Annotated in this window: 17 protein-coding genes and 3 pseudogenes; 11 read left to right on the plus strand and 9 right to left on the minus strand. The window is 53.7% G+C overall.

Annotated features, from left to right (window positions below):
* Positions 1-37: 37 nt before the first annotated feature.
* Together ACMYSN_RS04955 and ACMYSN_RS04960 are read left to right on the plus strand one after the other, a co-directional pair.
* Positions 38-1,147 (plus strand): DUF1254 domain-containing protein, encoded by a 1,110-nt coding sequence (locus tag ACMYSN_RS04955; protein ID WP_462497246.1) that lies wholly within the window; start codon positions 38-40, stop codon positions 1,145-1,147.
* 124 nt (positions 1,148-1,271) lie between these two features.
* Positions 1,272-2,075: a hypothetical protein gene (locus ACMYSN_RS04960; protein WP_462497247.1), complete on the plus strand. Its 804-nt coding sequence runs from the start codon at positions 1,272-1,274 to the stop codon at positions 2,073-2,075.
* A gap of 137 nt (positions 2,076-2,212) precedes the next feature.
* On the opposite strand, the pseudogene ACMYSN_RS04965 reads toward ACMYSN_RS04960, so the two are convergent.
* From ACMYSN_RS04965 to ACMYSN_RS04995, 7 genes and pseudogenes are all read right to left on the minus strand, one after another.
* A pseudogene (locus ACMYSN_RS04965) lies at positions 2,213-2,338 on the minus strand (IS66 family transposase); the annotation flags it as partial.
* A pseudogene (gene tnpB, locus ACMYSN_RS04970) lies at positions 2,321-2,608 on the minus strand (IS66 family insertion sequence element accessory protein TnpB); the annotation flags it as partial. The pseudogenes ACMYSN_RS04965 and tnpB, both read right to left, overlap by 18 nt.
* 134 nt (positions 2,609-2,742) lie before the next feature.
* Entirely contained in the window at positions 2,743-3,009 is a 267-nt protein-coding gene (locus ACMYSN_RS04975; RefSeq protein WP_462497248.1) for a DUF977 family protein, read from the minus strand.
* Between the two features lie 2 nt (positions 3,010-3,011).
* On the minus strand, positions 3,012-3,452 hold the full coding sequence (locus ACMYSN_RS04980) for a PerC family transcriptional regulator (protein WP_462497249.1): 441 nt from the start codon (positions 3,450-3,452) through the stop codon (positions 3,012-3,014).
* Positions 3,453-3,465: 13 nt separating this feature from the next.
* Positions 3,466-4,011 (minus strand): replication protein P, encoded by a 546-nt coding sequence (locus ACMYSN_RS04985; protein ID WP_462498200.1) that lies wholly within the window; start codon positions 4,009-4,011, stop codon positions 3,466-3,468.
* Positions 3,923-4,393 carry a DnaT-like ssDNA-binding domain-containing protein gene (locus ACMYSN_RS04990; protein ID WP_462497250.1) on the minus strand — a complete coding sequence of 157 codons (471 nt, stop codon included), beginning with the start codon at positions 4,391-4,393 and terminating at the stop codon, positions 3,923-3,925. The genes ACMYSN_RS04985 and ACMYSN_RS04990 overlap by 89 nt, the downstream gene beginning before the upstream one ends.
* The gene (locus tag ACMYSN_RS04995; RefSeq protein ID WP_462497251.1) at positions 4,374-4,919 is read right to left on the minus strand and encodes a DUF1376 domain-containing protein; all 546 of its coding nucleotides are present in this window, start codon (positions 4,917-4,919) and stop codon (positions 4,374-4,376) included. The genes ACMYSN_RS04990 and ACMYSN_RS04995 overlap by 20 nt, the downstream gene beginning before the upstream one ends.
* On the opposite strand from ACMYSN_RS04995, the pseudogene ACMYSN_RS05000 reads away from it, so the two are divergent.
* Positions 4,820-5,197: pseudogene (locus ACMYSN_RS05000) on the plus strand (site-specific integrase); the annotation flags it as partial. The gene ACMYSN_RS04995 and the pseudogene ACMYSN_RS05000 overlap by 100 nt on opposite strands.
* A 119-nt stretch (positions 5,198-5,316) precedes the next feature.
* On the opposite strand, the gene icd reads toward ACMYSN_RS05000, so the two are convergent.
* Positions 5,317-6,567, minus strand: a complete 1,251-nt coding sequence (gene icd / locus ACMYSN_RS05005; protein ID WP_123753867.1) for an NADP-dependent isocitrate dehydrogenase — start codon at positions 6,565-6,567, stop codon at positions 5,317-5,319.
* A gap of 234 nt (positions 6,568-6,801) precedes the next feature.
* Here icd and rluE point away from each other — a divergent pair, with 234 nt between their 5' ends.
* Genes rluE through purB form a run of 5 tightly spaced genes read left to right on the plus strand, consistent with a single transcriptional unit; the run spans position 6,802 to position 11,170 of the window.
* Entirely contained in the window at positions 6,802-7,452 is a 651-nt protein-coding gene (gene rluE, locus ACMYSN_RS05010) for a 23S rRNA pseudouridine(2457) synthase RluE (RefSeq protein WP_462497252.1), read from the plus strand.
* A gap of 20 nt (positions 7,453-7,472) precedes the next feature.
* Complete coding sequence (locus ACMYSN_RS05015; protein WP_123753865.1) at positions 7,473-7,931, plus strand: NUDIX hydrolase; 459 nt, start codon at positions 7,473-7,475, stop codon at positions 7,929-7,931.
* A gap of 56 nt (positions 7,932-7,987) precedes the next feature.
* The gene (gene mnmA, locus ACMYSN_RS05020; RefSeq protein ID WP_434585436.1) at positions 7,988-9,094 is read left to right on the plus strand and encodes a tRNA 2-thiouridine(34) synthase MnmA; all 1,107 of its coding nucleotides are present in this window, start codon (positions 7,988-7,990) and stop codon (positions 9,092-9,094) included.
* A 60-nt stretch (positions 9,095-9,154) separates the two neighbouring features.
* Positions 9,155-9,796 carry a high frequency lysogenization protein HflD gene (hflD, locus tag ACMYSN_RS05025; RefSeq protein ID WP_123753863.1) on the plus strand — a complete coding sequence of 214 codons (642 nt, stop codon included), beginning with the start codon at positions 9,155-9,157 and terminating at the stop codon, positions 9,794-9,796.
* 3 nt (positions 9,797-9,799) lie between these two features.
* Positions 9,800-11,170, plus strand: a complete 1,371-nt coding sequence (gene purB, locus ACMYSN_RS05030; RefSeq protein ID WP_154143632.1) for an adenylosuccinate lyase — start codon at positions 9,800-9,802, stop codon at positions 11,168-11,170.
* 116 nt (positions 11,171-11,286) lie between these two features.
* On the opposite strand, the gene ACMYSN_RS05035 is transcribed toward purB, so the two are convergent.
* Positions 11,287-12,501 carry an MFS transporter gene (locus ACMYSN_RS05035; protein ID WP_462497253.1) on the minus strand — a complete coding sequence of 405 codons (1,215 nt, stop codon included), beginning with the start codon at positions 12,499-12,501 and terminating at the stop codon, positions 11,287-11,289.
* Between the two features lie 118 nt (positions 12,502-12,619).
* On the opposite strand from ACMYSN_RS05035, the gene ACMYSN_RS05040 reads away from it, so the two are divergent.
* The 3 genes from ACMYSN_RS05040 to phoQ all read left to right on the plus strand — a co-directional run bounded on the left by ACMYSN_RS05040 (position 12,620) and on the right by phoQ (position 15,374).
* Positions 12,620-13,057 (plus strand): winged helix-turn-helix transcriptional regulator, encoded by a 438-nt coding sequence (locus tag ACMYSN_RS05040; RefSeq protein ID WP_462497254.1) that lies wholly within the window; start codon positions 12,620-12,622, stop codon positions 13,055-13,057.
* A 179-nt stretch (positions 13,058-13,236) separates the two neighbouring features.
* Entirely contained in the window at positions 13,237-13,911 is a 675-nt protein-coding gene (phoP, locus tag ACMYSN_RS05045) for a response regulator transcription factor PhoP (protein WP_462497255.1), read from the plus strand.
* The gene (phoQ, locus tag ACMYSN_RS05050) at positions 13,908-15,374 is read left to right on the plus strand and encodes a two-component system sensor histidine kinase PhoQ (protein WP_462497256.1); all 1,467 of its coding nucleotides are present in this window, start codon (positions 13,908-13,910) and stop codon (positions 15,372-15,374) included. Before phoP ends, phoQ begins: the two co-directional genes overlap by 4 nt.
* The last annotated feature ends 71 nt before the right edge of the window (positions 15,375-15,445 follow it).

Here is a 15,445-nt window from a genome sequence, read left to right on the forward strand (position 1 = left end):
GGCGGCGATTGCCACCTTATTAAACAGGGAAAAACAGATGAAAAAATTAGCATGCTCTTTTGCGATTGCGGCAGCACTTCTGACCAGTACATGTGTATTTGCTGTAGATACGGGTGTGAAACCGGATGGTGATGCCACCGCGACTAACCCATCATTTACCGCTAAAGATGGCGTCAAAGTTACCATGGATAACGTTATCCGTGCAGAAACGGCGAAATATTTTGCAGCGGAAACCCTTGATTCGGGCGGGAATAAGTTTCGTCATGAACGAAAAGGGATCGATCTGAAAAATCAAACTGTCATTCGTTCAAACTTTGATCTGGTTTATTCATATGGTGTCTTCGACACCAAAGAAGGTTTAACCGTTTCGGTTCCACCTTATGACCTTTATCAAAGTGTTCATATCTTCGATGAAGACCATTTCACTATTGCTGTGGTTTATCCGGGCCAGACGGTGACTATCAAACCTTCTGATTTGACGTATGGTCGATTTGTTTATCTCTTCATGCGTACACAACCGCGCAGCCTTGATGAGAAGGGCATTGCGGAAATGAACAAACGCCAGGACTCGGTAAAAGTCAGTTTTGGTGGAACCCCGGAACCCTACAAAAGTAAAGTGAAGTATGATGTTGATTCATTCAACAAACTGCGCACTGAACTGGTAAAACGTGGTCCGAAAGAAGCCGTTATCTACAAAGGTTTTGTCTCTAAAGGGGACAAGCCAATCACTCCGCAATATCAACTGGTGAATATCGGTGGATGGGGCGGGTTGCCAGCAAAACATGCATTTTATTGGGTTGTCGCTCCGGCAGATGAAGGCGCGAAGAACGCACAGTGCAGCTCCACCACCATTAAACCGTTACCTGTCCAGTATGACAAAAATGGTTACTGGTCGTTGACGGTCTACAATGCCGAAGGCTGGGTAAAAACCGATCATTTTGTGATTAACTCGCACAATGCAGAAGCAAACAAAGATGGAAGTTACACCCTGCATTTCAACTGCGGAGATAATGCGATAAATAATTTCCAGACCACTAAAAACTGGAATGCCCTGATGCGTGCTTATTTACCTGATTCAGTAGATTCGATCTTGAAGTATTCGCAGAATATGCAGAAAAACCATCCAGTGGTATCACAACCGGAATAAAACTTAGCACATGAAGGAGGATCAGTCTGCGTGATTGATTCTCCTTATCTGTCAGCAGTACAAGAAATCTGACAACATCTATTGCCATTTTTTTGGCTGTTGATGTTCAGGATTATTAAAAATAATGACTACTTCTTGGATTAATATGAAGAAAATACTTGGTTTTGGCGCATTAGCTCTACTTGCAAGCAATACCTGGGCAGCTGATGGTGGTGGAAATGTCGCACAGGCCAACAACCCGCTTGCTAACATGACTGCGTTTAACATGCAGAACTACTATATTGGCAATGTGAGCGGAACCGATAAGGATGCCAACCAGTTCTGGTTCCGGTATGCGACACCGTTTTCATTAGGCGAAAGCAAATGGCTTCTGCGTGCATCATTGCCAATTAATACCTATCCAGCCCCACCAACTGGAAGCCATCAGACAGGTGTCGGTGATCTAAATCTCTTTGCTTCCTGGCTTATTGACACTGGAAACCCGGCTGTAAGTTTTGGTTTTGGCCCACAGGTAACACTACCCACCGCATCAGAAGATGCACTCGGTACGGGTAAAACCTCCGCAGGGCTGGTCAACGTCCTGTTTGACGCCAGTAATCCAAAGTTCCAGTATGGTTATCTCGCATCATGGCAACATAGCGTAGGGGGTGAGGGTGATCGCGCGGATGTAAATCTGGCGACATTCCAGCCGTTTATGTTCTATCAGTTGGGTGGCGGCACCTATTTACGTTCAGCCCCAATTTGGGCCTATAACCTCCAAAACGACGATTACAGCGTTCCGCTGGGGCTTGGTATCGGTCAGGTGATTAAAGATCAAAAAACAGTGTATAACTTCTTTATCGAACCTCAGGGGAGTATTGCAGATCGTGGCCCAGGACAACCTCGCTGGCAAATTTTCGCTGGACTTAACCTGCAATTCCTCAACTAGCATATAAGACTGTTATTTGGGGAAATACGTCCAAATTTTCCTCTACAACACAACAGCAGGCAAAGTCGGCGCTAACGATGTGTGCTATTCAGCAGGTAGCGTAATGCTCCATGGCAGCAATTCGCTGACCCAATTGACCGGCCTGTCAGCGCATCGCTTTCCGTCTGAAGCCGGTTAAGCTCGGCTTCCATCCGTGCGATACGCCGGGATACTTTTTCTGAGCGACAGCCAAAATTCATCCGGCGAAGCTTATCCACCTGTGCCGGGGTAAGGAACACTTTGCCATCACGGGCCGATGGCCAGGCAAAGCGTCCACGCTCCAGCCGTTTTGTCAGCAGGCACAACCCGTCGCCGGAGGACCAGAGCAGTTTGACTTGGCTGCCGCTGCGGCCCCGGAAGATGAAGACGTGGCCGGACATCGGATCATCTTTCAACGCTTTCTGCACCCTGGCGGCCAGCCTATTGAAGTCGTTGCGCATGTCGGTAATACCGGCAACCAGCCAGATTTTGGTTCCTGAAGGTAGCGGGATCATCGCTTCAGTTCCTGTATCAGCAGAGTCAGAAGATTTTCGCTGACAGCGCCGTTGAGGCGGAGCGTTCCATGCCGGAAGGTCACCTCGCAGGTTATATCAAGGACTTCATGTACCGATATGGGTTTTAACGATGCTCATCTGGCTGCTCCTACATTCTTCCGATAGTCAAATCTGCATAGGTCAAAATCGATGACCGCGCGCTGGTCACGAAACAACCCCAGGCTCCCATAGCGAATAACTTTTCCGGTTTTGGCAGCTGATCGGAAATACTTTCCAACCACATCCCGACACATGTGCAACTCGCCGCAGGCCTCTTTGACCGTCAACCGGCCCTTCTCCCGGGTCAACTCAATAGTTTTCCGGACACTAACCTGTTGTTGCTCGCGTGATTTATTAGCCATGATCAGCACCTCGCCGCGTTGCGGAGACAGCGGTTGCGCAAGCGTGCGATATTCCACAACTCGCTAGCATTGCTGACCATTCCTAGAATGGCTGTGTAAGTCGTCGCCGCGCGGCGGTATAGCCCTTTTTCTTCAAGTTGGCGGGCCAGAATGATGGCATCGTTCACCTGCTGAGCTTTCTCCGACGTAGTTTTGATGGCCGGCTCAGGCAATTTAACGTTTGGGATCTCAGTGCCTACAGGCACCCGATAAACATACTGAGTGCCGTTGTGTATGCGCCGTAATTTGCCAGCAGCATGGAGTCGGCGTAGAAGATTACCCGCGGAGCTCGAGGGTAAATCCAGTACATCGCAAACATCCTGCAGGACGCATTCCGGCGTTCTGTGCACGATGGCGATTACCATCTGTACTTGTGTAACTCGTTCTTTAGATTTTTTGGTCATGGTCAAAACTCGCTTACTTGGTTAAACCTGCCGCTTTGCGGCGTTTGTACTCTTCTATCAAAATCTGTGCGGGTGTCGGCCCGGGTGGATGCCGTGGTGCTTCAAGCTGCCGGTGGATCGGTGGAATGGTGAATCCGTTGGCAACATGCTTTGTCCACTTCGTCAGTAGTTTCTCTGCCAGTTTTTGCAGCTCCTTCTCTGTCATCTGGCGCTCTACACCAGCTCGCCGCATCTCAACGCAAATGTGATACAGCACGTCTTGTGTCCACGGATATTTATCACTGCCAGCGTAGCGGTAGGATTCGTTACGCCAGCGTTTGTACTCGGTCATGACCGTTTCGGAGGTCAGATTGAACGGATTTGCCCCGCTCTCTGAAACCAACGCTACAAACTCAGCCAGATCTGGCGGCCAGGTGTTCCCCATAGCGCACCGCTCCATGCACTGACGACAAACCAGCGTGATCTGCGCATCAGTCATCGACCCAATCTGGGCAATCCACATATCCGACGGCGCCGCCCCGTTCTTCTGGGTCCAGCGGTTCGAAAATATTTCCCCCATGACCGTCCAGAGCCTCCATGCCATGTCCGCCTCCAGTAAGCCCGTTTTCCTGCTCCCAGCGCTCTCTGGCTGCCTGAATTTCCTGGACTGCCCGGGATGCGGTGTTAACTGGTTGAAGTCCTGCATGGCCGTTACCTCCGGTTACTGGTTGTGGTCTGGATTTAGCTCTGGCGTTCACGACGCTACGGGCGAATTTTTGTTCCCACTGGACCTGTGTGAATACCTTCCGTTCTGATTCCCAGTAGGCGGTAAACTCAGCCAGTTCAGTCGGCAGGTAAGCCGGTTCAGGAAGCGATATTCCCCACGTGGCTGCCAGACGTGGCCAGTCCTGCGATGGTCGCCAGTTTTCATGCATCGTGAATTTACCGATGGGGATATCCATGCCTGCGAGAAATTGCGGCTCCTGAACATCTGGAATTTCGCTCCCGCGTAGAGAGGGGGTTTTCTTTTAGATCTGTATCTATATCTGGATCTTTATTAGTTGGATTGCCGTTGCCATCCTGTTCAAACGGATTATCAACGCCCGTTGAACGGTCGTTACCTTCTCGTTGCTCTGTCGTTGATTTTTTGGCCTTTCTTGCTTTTGCTGAGGCTTTACCGGCATCAGATTTCTGACGTTGAGAGGAACGAACCATCTCAAGATCTCTTTCAATGCGCTCATGAACCCATTCGGTACCGTTGTCGTTAAAAAACTCCTTTAACGAGGATTCAACGGAAGACCAACGGTCGTTGCTTAGCCGTGCTATTTTCGATAACCGACTTTTAGGGATCGCCCTCCCCGTTTGCCAGTAATTGAACATCAGCAGCAGGTAGCAAGATAGCCATTCCTCTGGCATTGCGATGCAACGCGATAAACTGGAGCCTTCGCGACGTAATAGGTCGTTGCCGGGATTATGCGGTGAGTCCATTTTTGGTGCATTTTTTCAGAACAACATCTCAGGCAGAACGTGGCGCTCAGGTTAAAGCCAGAACGCTGACGATGAATTTTAGCAAGGCAAGGGATTGTGCAAATATCGACTGGGGTGAAGGTACGCCGGCAACGTTCCATGAGCAAAGATCACTTTCCGAACGACTTTATAAAGCACAGGGCATAAACACAAAAGATTTACTGGGGCATAAGACTCAACAACAAACGGACAGATACCATGATGACCGTGGGAAAGGATGGACCAAGGTGGCTATTTGAGGTTTTTGTGGAGGGGGTTTTGATAACTTGTTTTGATAATGTTTTGATAACCATTCGAAAGCCAATAATTAAAAACGGGAACTGTTAAGCTCCCGTTATTGTTTAACCCAGAGACTGGATTACATGTTCGCGATGATCGCGTCGCCAAACTCACTACATTTCAGCAGTTTAGCGCCTTCCATCAGACGTTCGAAGTCATAGGTCACGGTCTTAGCAGCGATAGCGCCTTCGGTGCCTTTAACGATCAGGTCTGCGGCTTCGAACCACTGCATGTGGCGCAGCATCATCTCAGCGGACAGAATAATAGAACCTGGGTTCACCTTATCCTGACCTGCATATTTCGGTGCAGTACCGTGGGTCGCTTCGAACAGTGCACATTCGTCACCAATGTTTGCGCCCGGAGCGATACCGATACCACCAACCTGTGCCGCCAGGGCATCAGAGATGTAGTCACCGTTCAGGTTCATACATGCAATGACATCGTACTCAGCCGGACGCAGCAGGATCTGCTGCAGGAAGGCGTCAGCGATAACGTCTTTGATGATGATTTCTTTACCGGTGTTCGGGTTTTTGATCTTCTGCCACGGGCCGCCGTCAATCAGTTCGCCACCGAACTCTTCGCGAATCAGCTGGTAACCCCAGTCTTTGAACGCGCCTTCGGTGAACTTCATGATGTTGCCTTTGTGTACCAGAGTCAGCGAATCGCGATCGTTAGTGATAGCGTATTCGATAGCCGCACGAACCAGGCGCTTGGTGCCTTCTTCAGAGCACGGCTTGATACCGATACCGCAATGTTCCGGGAAGCGAATTTTCTTCACACCCATCTCATCACGCAGGAATTTGATAACTTTTTCAGCGTCAGCAGAGTCTGCTTTCCACTCGATACCTGCATAGATATCTTCGGAGTTTTCACGGAAGATAACCATGTCGGTCAGTTCAGGATGTTTAACCGGGCTCGGGGTGCCCTGGTAGTAACGTACTGGACGCAGGCAGACGTAGAGGTCCAGTTCCTGGCGCAGCGCAACGTTCAGAGAACGAATACCGCCGCCAACTGGCGTCGTCAGAGGGCCTTTGATAGCAACACGATAGTCACGAATCAGATCAAGAGTTTCGGCAGGCAGCCAGACGTCCTGGCCATAAACCTGGGTCGATTTTTCGCCGGTGTAAATTTCCATCCAGGAAATTTTACGCTCGCCTTTATAGGCTTTCTCAACGGCGGCATCCACCACTTTCAGCATCGCTGGGGTCACATCAACACCGATACCATCACCCTCGATAAACGGGATGATCGGGTTGTTAGGAACATTCAGTTTGCCATCTTGCAGGGTGATTTTCTGACCTTCCGCCGGAACTACTACTTTGCTTTCCATTAACCTCTCCTTCGAGCGCTTCTGGTTCTGCTCTTCCTTTTCACACTAACCGAGCGTTGGCTTTATCCGCCCACTCCCGCCACCGGGTCATCCCGCTAACCGGAGATTCGCGTCCGTGCCGCCTTCTAGTAGCGCGAATCAGTTTGAGCAATATTTTTGTTAAAAAATTGTGATGAGCATGTCAATACTACCTGAATGTTTGCGTCCATGAAAGGCATTCGTAATTAGGCTATAATGCGGCAATTGCCAGGATCTGAAAATACCATGCAGAAAACTTCATTTAGAAAACATCGCGTTGAGCGATTCAGCTCACAACAAAGTGCCAGACAACGTAAAGAACACCAGCCAAAACGCGTCATCTTGTTTAATAAACCCTACGATGTGTTGCCGCAATTTACAGACGAAGCCGGACGCAGCACCCTAAAAGATTTTGTTCCGGTCGCCGGCGTCTATGCCGCGGGTCGTCTTGACCGCGACAGCGAGGGGCTACTGGTGCTGACCAACGACGGCGCGCTGCAGGCGCAACTGACCCAGCCGGGCAAACGCACCGGCAAAATTTACTATGTCCAGGTTGAGGGCCTGCCAACAGACCAGGCCCTGAGCGCGCTGCGCGATGGCGTCCCCCTCAACGATGGCCCCACCCTGCCCGCCGGTATCGAACGGGTGGCGGAACCCGCCTGGCTATGGGCGCGAAACCCGCCCATCCGCGAACGTAAAGCGATTCCCACCAGCTGGCTGAAAATCACCCTCTATGAAGGGCGCAACCGTCAGGTTCGCCGCATGACCGCTCACGTGGGATATCCCACGCTGCGCCTGATTCGTTACGCCATGGGTGGCTACACGCTCGATGGTATTGCTAACGGTGAGTGGCGCCAGGTTGAGTAATCACAAAAGGAACCCACCGCATGTTTAAACCGCACGTCACCGTCGCCTGCATCGTCCACGCGCAGGACAAATTTCTAATCGTTGAGGAAACCATCAACGGTAAAGCGCTGTGGAACCAGCCCGCCGGTCACCTCGAAGCCGATGAAACTTTGGTCCAGGCCGCCGAACGCGAGTTGTGGGAAGAGACCGGCATTCGCGCGACGCCGCAGCACTTTATCCGCATGCATCAGTGGATAGCCCCCGACAAAACGCCGTTTTTGCGCTTTCTGTTCGCCATTGAACTTAACGATATGTGCGCCACTGAACCTCACGACAGCGATATCGACCGCTGCCTGTGGCTGAGCGCGGAGGAGATCCTCAACGCGCCAAATCTACGCTCCCAACTGGTTGCCGAGAGCATCCGCAGCTATCAACAGGACCCGCGCCAGCCGCTGTCACTGATTGGTGCGTTTAACTGGCCGCTCCTGGGGGGTGCCTGAGCCGCTAGTGCGTGCTAGAATATGCCGCCTTGAAGTTCAATGTGGTGAATATTCCAATGTCAGAAAGCCAAAAAAAAGTGATCGTCGGCATGTCCGGCGGCGTCGATTCCTCTGTTTCTGCCTGGTTGCTGCTTCAGCAAGGTTATAAGGTAGAAGGCCTGTTCATGAAGAACTGGGAGGAAGACGATGGTGAGGAATACTGCACCGCCGCTGCCGATCTCGCCGACGCGCAAGCCGTCTGCGATAAGCTCGGGATTGAGCTTCATACCGTAAACTTTGCCGCAGAATACTGGGACAACGTGTTTGAACTGTTCCTGGCCGAATATAAAGCCGGGCGCACGCCGAACCCGGATATTCTGTGCAACAAAGAGATCAAATTTAAAGCCTTCCTGGAGTTTGCTGCCGAAGATCTCGGCGCCGACTATATCGCCACCGGCCACTACGTGCGCCGTGCCGATGTCAACGGCAAAAGCCAGCTGCTGCGCGGCCTGGATGGCAATAAAGATCAGAGTTACTTCCTCTACACCCTCGGCCACGAGCAGATCGCCCAAAGCCTGTTCCCGGTGGGTGAGCTGGAAAAGCCGCAGGTGCGTAAAATCGCCGAAGATCTTGACCTTATCACCGCGAAGAAAAAAGACTCCACCGGGATCTGCTTTATCGGTGAACGTAAATTCCGCGAGTTCCTCGGCCGCTACCTCCCGGCCCAGCCAGGCAAAATCGTCACCGTTGATGGCGACGAAATCGGCGAGCACCAGGGTCTGATGTACCATACCCTGGGGCAGCGTAAAGGCCTCGGTATCGGCGGGACCAAAGAAGGCAGCGAAGATCCGTGGTACGTTGTCGATAAAGACGTCGAAAACAATATTCTGGTGGTGGCACAAGGCCACGACCACCCGCGTCTGATGTCAAAAGGTCTGATAGCTCAACAGCTGCACTGGGTTGACCGTCAGCCGGTTACCGGTACCCTGCGCTGCACGGTGAAAACCCGTTATCGTCAGACCGACATCCCCTGCACGGTGAATGCTCTGGATGACGAGCGCATTGAAGTTATCTTTGACGAGCCGGTTGCGGCCGTTACGCCTGGCCAGTCTGCGGTCTTCTATCGTGGTGAAGTGTGCCTCGGTGGTGGCGTGATCGAGCAGCGTCTGCCGCTGCAGTCCTGACAGACCGTTTTTACCGCCGGTGCGGCAGAGTCCGTCGCCGACGGTTTACAAGGAGTATGTGTGGCGAAGAATTATTATGACATCACATTGGCGCTAGCCGGTATTTGCCAGGCCGCCCGTCTGGTACAGCAGCTGGCACATCAGGGCCATTGCGACAGCGATGCCCTGCACGTTTCACTGAACAGCATTATCGATCTCAACCCGAACTCCACGCTGGCAGTGTACGGTGGCAGTGAAGCTAATCTTCGCCTCGGGCTGGAAACCATGCTCGGCGTACTCAATAGCGGCAGTCGTCAGGGCCTCAATGCAGAACTGACCCGCTACACATTGAGCCTGATGGTGCTGGAGCGTAAGCTTGACGGTAGCAAAGGGGCGATGGACACCCTTGGCAACCGCATCTCCGGCCTGCGCCGCCAGCTGGAACATTTCGACCTGCAGTCTGAAACGTTACTCAGCGCCATGGCCGGGATTTATGTTGATGTGATCAGTCCGTTAGGCCCACGTATTCAGGTAACCGGCTCACCGGCCGTGTTGCAAAGCCCGCAGGTTCAGGCGAAAGTTCGCGCCTCTCTGCTGGCAGGCATTCGCGCCGCCGTGCTCTGGCATCAGGTCGGCGGTGGCCGCATGCAGCTTATGTTTTCTCGTAATCGTCTGGTTAACCAGGCAAAACAAATTCTTGCTCATTTAACCCCGGAGTTGTGATCTATGGAATTATCCTCACTGACCGCCGTTTCCCCTGTCGATGGACGCTACGGCGATAAAGTCAGCGCGCTGCGCGGAATTTTCAGCGAATTCGGTTTGCTGAAATTTCGTGTACAGGTTGAAGTACGTTGGCTGCAGAAGTTAGCCGCGCACGCAGCGATCAAGGAAGTTCCTGCTTTTGCTGCCGACGCAAACGGTTACCTTGATAAAATCGTTGCCGACTTCAGCGTGGAAGATGCTCAGCGCATCAAAACCATCGAACGCACCACTAACCATGATGTGAAAGCCGTCGAATATTTCCTCAAGGAAAAAGTGGCCGATATCGCTGAACTGCACGCGGTGTCCGAGTTCATCCACTTCGCCTGCACCTCCGAAGACATTAACAACCTCTCCCATGCGCTGATGCTGAAAACCGCGCGTGACGAAGTGGTGCTGCCTTACTGGCGCCAGCTGATCGACGCGATTAAAGCGCTGGCGGTTCAGTACCGCGACGTCCCGCTGCTGTCCCGTACTCACGGTCAGCCGGCAACGCCGTCTACCATGGGTAAAGAGATGGCGAACGTCGCTTACCGCATGGAGCGCCAGTATCGCCAGCTGAATCAGGTGGAAATCCTGGGCAAAATCAACGGTGCGGTCGGTAACTATAACGCCCACATCGCCGCCTATCCGGAAGTTGACTGGCACCAGTTCAGCGAAGAGTTTGTCACTTCGCTGGGCATCGAATGGAACCCGTACACCACCCAGATCGAGCCGCACGATTACATTGCCGAACTGTTTGACTGCATCGCACGTTTCAACACTATTCTGATCGATTTCGATCGTGATGTGTGGGGTTACATCGCCCTGAACCACTTCAAACAGAAAACCATCGCCGGCGAAATCGGTTCTTCCACCATGCCGCACAAAGTTAACCCGATCGACTTCGAAAACTCCGAAGGTAACCTCGGTCTGGCTAACGCCATGATGCAGCACCTGGCCAGCAAACTGCCGGTCTCTCGCTGGCAGCGTGACCTGACGGACTCCACCGTACTGCGTAATCTCGGTGTGGGTATCGGCTATGCGCTGATTGCCTACCAGTCCACCCTGAAAGGCGTTAGCAAGCTGGAGCTGAACGGCGATCGTCTGCTGGACGAACTGGATCACAACTGGGAAGTTCTGGCCGAGCCGATCCAGACCGTGATGCGCCGCTACGGGATCGAAAAACCGTACGAGAAACTGAAAGAGCTGACCCGTGGCAAACGCGTTGATGCCGAAGGGATGCAGCAGTTCATCGACAGCCTGCCGCTGCCGGACGCGGAAAAAGTGCGTCTGAAAGCGATGACCCCGGCCAACTACATCGGCCGCGCTACCACTATGGTTGACGAGCTGAAGTAAGCCCCACAACCCTCTTTCCGCAAGGGAAGAGGGTTTTCCGAATTCACCCGGCACCAGCGCCCCCCGACATCCGAATGGATCGCTTTCCCCAGTTTTTCTATAGCACGCCTGCCTGTTTATTTGCCAGACGCCACGCGGCGGGTTGCAAACCAGAATATGAGCGCCAGCAGGCTGACGACAGCCCCCAGCACGCACACCCCTTGCCATCCGGCGACGGCGTAAACCGCCGTCGTACCGGCAGCCCCCAGTCCGCTGCCAACAGCATAAAACAACATATAGAGTCCTACGAGCCGGCTGTGTGCTTCGGGTCGGGTACGAAAAATCATACTCTGGTTAGTCACATGCAGCGCCTGTCCCCCCAAATCCAGCAGCACGATCCCGATCAGCAACGCTACCGGCGACCACGCCATCAGCGATAGCGGCCACCAGGCAAGTAGCAGTATCACCAATGCCGCGGCGCTGGTACGTTGCCCGTAGCCCCTGTCGGTCCACTTTCCGGCATGCCCGGCAGCCAGTGCCCCGATAACCCCAACCAACCCCAAAGCACCGATAGCCGTGTGGGAAAAACCATAAGGCGGCGCACTCAGCGGCAGCACCAGCGCACACCAGAAAATATTGAAGGCGGCGAACATCAGCAGCGCCAGCACGCCGCGAACCTGAAGGATTTTCTCCTGACGCAGCAGAGTCAGCATCGATGCCAGCAGTTGCGGATAGCTCAGCGTACTCTTTGCTACCGTGAGCACCGGCAACCGTCGCCACAGCGGAAATGCGATGCTCAGCATCAGCAGGGCGGCGAACAGATAGACCCCGCGCCAGCCGAAGAGGTCGCTAATGCCACCGGAAAATACCCGAGCCAGCAACAGCCCGATAAATACGCCGCTCTGCGCGGCACCGACCACCCGCCCCTGCTCGTGCGGTCTGGCTGCGCTGGCGGCATAGGCGATCAGGCCCTGCGTCATTGCGGTGCCCAGTAGTCCCACCGCCAGCATGCTGCCCAGCAGCATAACCGCAGAAGATGCTGCGCTTACCGTAATCAGCGCGCCGATCAACAGGATAAGCTGCGTGCCCATCAGCCGACGGCGATTCAGGCGATCGCCAAGCGGCACCAGCAGCAGTAGCGCCAGAGCGCAGCCGATCTGAGTTGCCGTTACCACGCCTCCGACGGAGGCGTCGCTGATAGCAAACTCCCGTGCCAGCCCATCAAGCAACGGTTGGGCGTAATAGACGTTTGCTACACTGAGGCCACTGGCGATCGCGAACAACCATACCAGGCCAGTGGACATAGCCACTACCGGGCCGGAAGGTGAAAGCGATACGATGGATGTTTTCATGATTCTCTGCCCCGGCAACCTGGTTTCAAAATAAAACTAGTTGAAGGCTAGAGCATGTGGTTTTAAAATGCAACTGGATTCATAACCGCGAGGATCGCGCATTGTGCCGAGTAAAATAATGAAAAACGAACCCTGTCCCGTCGCCCGCAGCGTGGATATTATCGGCGACCGTTGGTCGCTGCTGATCGTGCGCGACGCTTTTGATGGCATGAGCCGCTTCAGCGACTTTCAGCGCAGCCTGGGAATGGCGCGCAATATTCTCTCCGACCGCCTGCATAAGCTGGTTGATGCCGGCATCCTCAGGACCCAGGCCGCCTCGGATGGCAGCGCTTATCAGGAGTACGTCCTGACAGCAAAAGGAGAATGCCTGTTTCCCCTCGTGGTCGCACTGCGCCAGTGGGGAGAGCACTATCTTTTCGCCAGCGGCGAGCCTCATTCTGTGCTGATCGATAAGCGCACCCGGCAGGCGATTCCGCTAATGTCGCCGGTTGCTGAGGACGGCACTCCGCTACTGCCTTCGGCAACCAAAGTATGCAAGGTGCAGGCGGACGGATGACGGTCTACACCACGTGTTTCAGTATTCTGCCAGCATATCAATGACCTGGTAGCAAAATGACGTTTCAGCGGGGAAACACGCGAAGCGTTAATTGAAATTCGTTATTTAACAGCTGTTTATATTCAACGTGTATAATTAGCGCTAAACTATTCAAATCAAAAATGAAAGGGAGAACTGGCATGCGCGTACTCGTGGTTGAGGATAACGCTCTGCTGCGCCATCACCTGAAAGTTCAGCTGCAGGAGCTGGGACACCAGGTGGATGCCGCGGAAGATGCAAAAGAAGCAGACTATTATCTCGGCGAACATGTGCCGGATATCGCCATCGTCGACCTTGGCCTTCCGGATGAAGACGGTCTGTCCCTGATTCGCCGCTGGCGGAGCCATGATGTATCGGTGCCGGTGCTGGTGCTCACCGCCCGCGAAGGCTGGCAGGATAAGGTAGAGGTGCTGAGCGCCGGGGCGGATGATTACGTCACCAAGCCATTCCACATTGAAGAAGTTGCCGCGCGCATGCAGGCGCTGCTGCGCCGTAACAGCGGCCTGGCATCGCAGCTCATCTCTCTGCCGCCTTTCCAGGTCGATCTGTCGCGTCGCGAACTGTCGATTAACGATCAGCCGATCAAACTGACTGCGTTTGAATACACCATTATGGAAACGCTGATCCGCAACCGCGGAAAAGTGGTCAGCAAAGATTCCCTGATGCTCCAGCTCTATCCCGACGCCGAACTGCGCGAAAGCCACACCATCGATGTCCTGATGGGACGACTACGGAAAAAAATCCAGGCGCAACACCCGAATGATGTGATTACGACGGTACGCGGCCAGGGTTATTTATTCGAACTCCGCGGATGAAAGGCCCGCTACGGCATATTTTGCCGCTGTCTTTACGCGTTCGCTTTTTACTGGCGACAGCTGCCGTGGTGCTGGTGCTCTCACTGGCTTACGGTATGGTCGCGCTGGTGGGCTACAGCGTCAGCTTCGATAAAACCACCTTCCGCCTGCTGCGCGGGGAAAGCAACCTGTTCTATATGCTGGCGAAGTGGGAAGACGGTCACATCGATGTTGATATCCCCGAAAATCTCAACATGCAGAGCCCGACGGTCACGTTAATTTATGACGTTAAAGGCAACCTGCTGTGGATGCAGCGCGATGTCGGATGGCTGGCCAAGCGCATCCAGCCCGAATGGCTCAAAAGCAACGGCTTCCACGAAATCGAATCCGACGTCGACAGCAGCAGCAAGTTGCTGCGTAATAATCAGGAAGTCCAGGAGCAGCTGGATGAGCTGCGCCAGCAGGACGACGAATCAGAAATGACCCACTCGGTGGCGATCAATATCTATCCGGCTACCGATAAGATGCCGCAGCTGAGTATCGTAGTGGTCGATACCATCCCGGTCGAACTGAAGCGCTCCTACATGGTGTGGAGCTGGTTTATCTACGTGCTGGTCGCCAACCTGCTGCTGGTGATCCCGCTGCTGTGGGTGGCCGCCTGGTGGAGCCTGCGGCCGATTGAGTCGCTGGCAAAAGAGGTGCGTGAACTCGAAGAGCACCACCGCGAGATGCTCAACCCGAACACGACTCGCGAACTGACCCGCCTGGTCAGCAACCTTAACCGGTTGCTGAAAAGTGAGCGCGACCGTTATGACAAATATCGCACCACCTTAACCGACCTCACCCACAGCCTGAAAACGCCGTTGGCGGTGCTGCAAAGCACGCTACGCTCCCTGCGCAGCCAGAAGCTGGATGTCACAGAGGCAGAGCCGGTGATGCTCGAACAGATCAGCCGTATCTCGCAGCAAATTGGTTACTATCTCCATCGCGCCAGCATGCGCAGCGACAGTACGCTCCTGAGCCGTGAACTGCACCCGGTGGCCCCGCTGCTCGACAAGCTGACATCGGCCCTCAATAAGGTTTATCAGCGTAAAGGGGTCAATATCACCCTCGATATCTCGCCGGAAACCAGCTTCGTCGGCGAACAGAATGACTTTATGGAAGTGATGGGCAACGTGCTGGATAACGCCTGTAAATATTGTCTGGAGTTTGTCGAGGTGTCCGTGCGTCAGACCAACGACCATCATCTGCATATTCTGGTGGAAGATGACGGCCCCGGCATCCCGATGAGCCTGCGGGATAGCGTGTTTGACAGGGGCCAGCGCGCCGATACGCTGCGGCCTGGACAAGGGGTCGGACTCTCCGTGGCCCGTGATATTGTCCTGCAGTACGACGGCGAGATTATTGCCAGTGAGAGCCTGCTCGGCGGCGCCTGTATGGAAGTGATTTTTGGTCGCCAACTGCCGGACGATAGCCAAAGTTAACCCGCTGTGCAGCAGAGGTCACTGAACTCTGTGACTGCACAGGACAATCGCCGTCAACAAAGAGGCAGTTT

Origin of the sequence: Klebsiella sp. R445, from assembly GCF_051131755.1 — a bacterium.
Taxonomy (GTDB): Bacteria; Pseudomonadota; Gammaproteobacteria; order Enterobacterales; family Enterobacteriaceae; genus Klebsiella; species Klebsiella lignicola.

What these genes read in the sequence shown, in the direction of transcription:
- ACMYSN_RS04955 (WP_462497246.1), top strand. Translation starts at nt 38, where the DNA reads ATGAAAAAATTAGCATGCTCTTTTGCGATTGCGGCAGCACTTCTGACC.
- ACMYSN_RS04960 (WP_462497247.1), top strand. Translation starts at nt 1,272, where the DNA reads ATGACTACTTCTTGGATTAATATGAAGAAAATACTTGGTTTTGGCGCA.
- ACMYSN_RS04975 (WP_462497248.1), bottom strand. Translation starts at nt 3,009, where the DNA reads ATGGCTAATAAATCACGCGAGCAACAACAGGTTAGTGTCCGGAAAACT.
- ACMYSN_RS04980 (WP_462497249.1), bottom strand. Translation starts at nt 3,452, where the DNA reads ATGACCAAAAAATCTAAAGAACGAGTTACACAAGTACAGATGGTAATC.
- ACMYSN_RS04985 (WP_462498200.1), bottom strand. Translation starts at nt 4,011, where the DNA reads ATGGGGGAAATATTTTCGAACCGCTGGACCCAGAAGAACGGGGCGGCG.
- ACMYSN_RS04990 (WP_462497250.1), bottom strand. Translation starts at nt 4,393, where the DNA reads ATGGATATCCCCATCGGTAAATTCACGATGCATGAAAACTGGCGACCA.
- ACMYSN_RS04995 (WP_462497251.1), bottom strand. Translation starts at nt 4,919, where the DNA reads ATGGACTCACCGCATAATCCCGGCAACGACCTATTACGTCGCGAAGGC.
- icd (WP_123753867.1), bottom strand. Translation starts at nt 6,567, where the DNA reads ATGGAAAGCAAAGTAGTAGTTCCGGCGGAAGGTCAGAAAATCACCCTG.
- rluE (WP_462497252.1), top strand. Translation starts at nt 6,802, where the DNA reads ATGCGGCAATTGCCAGGATCTGAAAATACCATGCAGAAAACTTCATTT.
- ACMYSN_RS05015 (WP_123753865.1), top strand. Translation starts at nt 7,473, where the DNA reads ATGTTTAAACCGCACGTCACCGTCGCCTGCATCGTCCACGCGCAGGAC.
- mnmA (WP_434585436.1), top strand. Translation starts at nt 7,988, where the DNA reads ATGTCAGAAAGCCAAAAAAAAGTGATCGTCGGCATGTCCGGCGGCGTC.
- purB (WP_154143632.1), top strand. Translation starts at nt 9,800, where the DNA reads ATGGAATTATCCTCACTGACCGCCGTTTCCCCTGTCGATGGACGCTAC.
- ACMYSN_RS05035 (WP_462497253.1), bottom strand. Translation starts at nt 12,501, where the DNA reads ATGAAAACATCCATCGTATCGCTTTCACCTTCCGGCCCGGTAGTGGCT.
- ACMYSN_RS05040 (WP_462497254.1), top strand. Translation starts at nt 12,620, where the DNA reads ATGAAAAACGAACCCTGTCCCGTCGCCCGCAGCGTGGATATTATCGGC.
- phoP (WP_462497255.1), top strand. Translation starts at nt 13,237, where the DNA reads ATGCGCGTACTCGTGGTTGAGGATAACGCTCTGCTGCGCCATCACCTG.
- phoQ (WP_462497256.1), top strand. Translation starts at nt 13,908, where the DNA reads ATGAAAGGCCCGCTACGGCATATTTTGCCGCTGTCTTTACGCGTTCGC.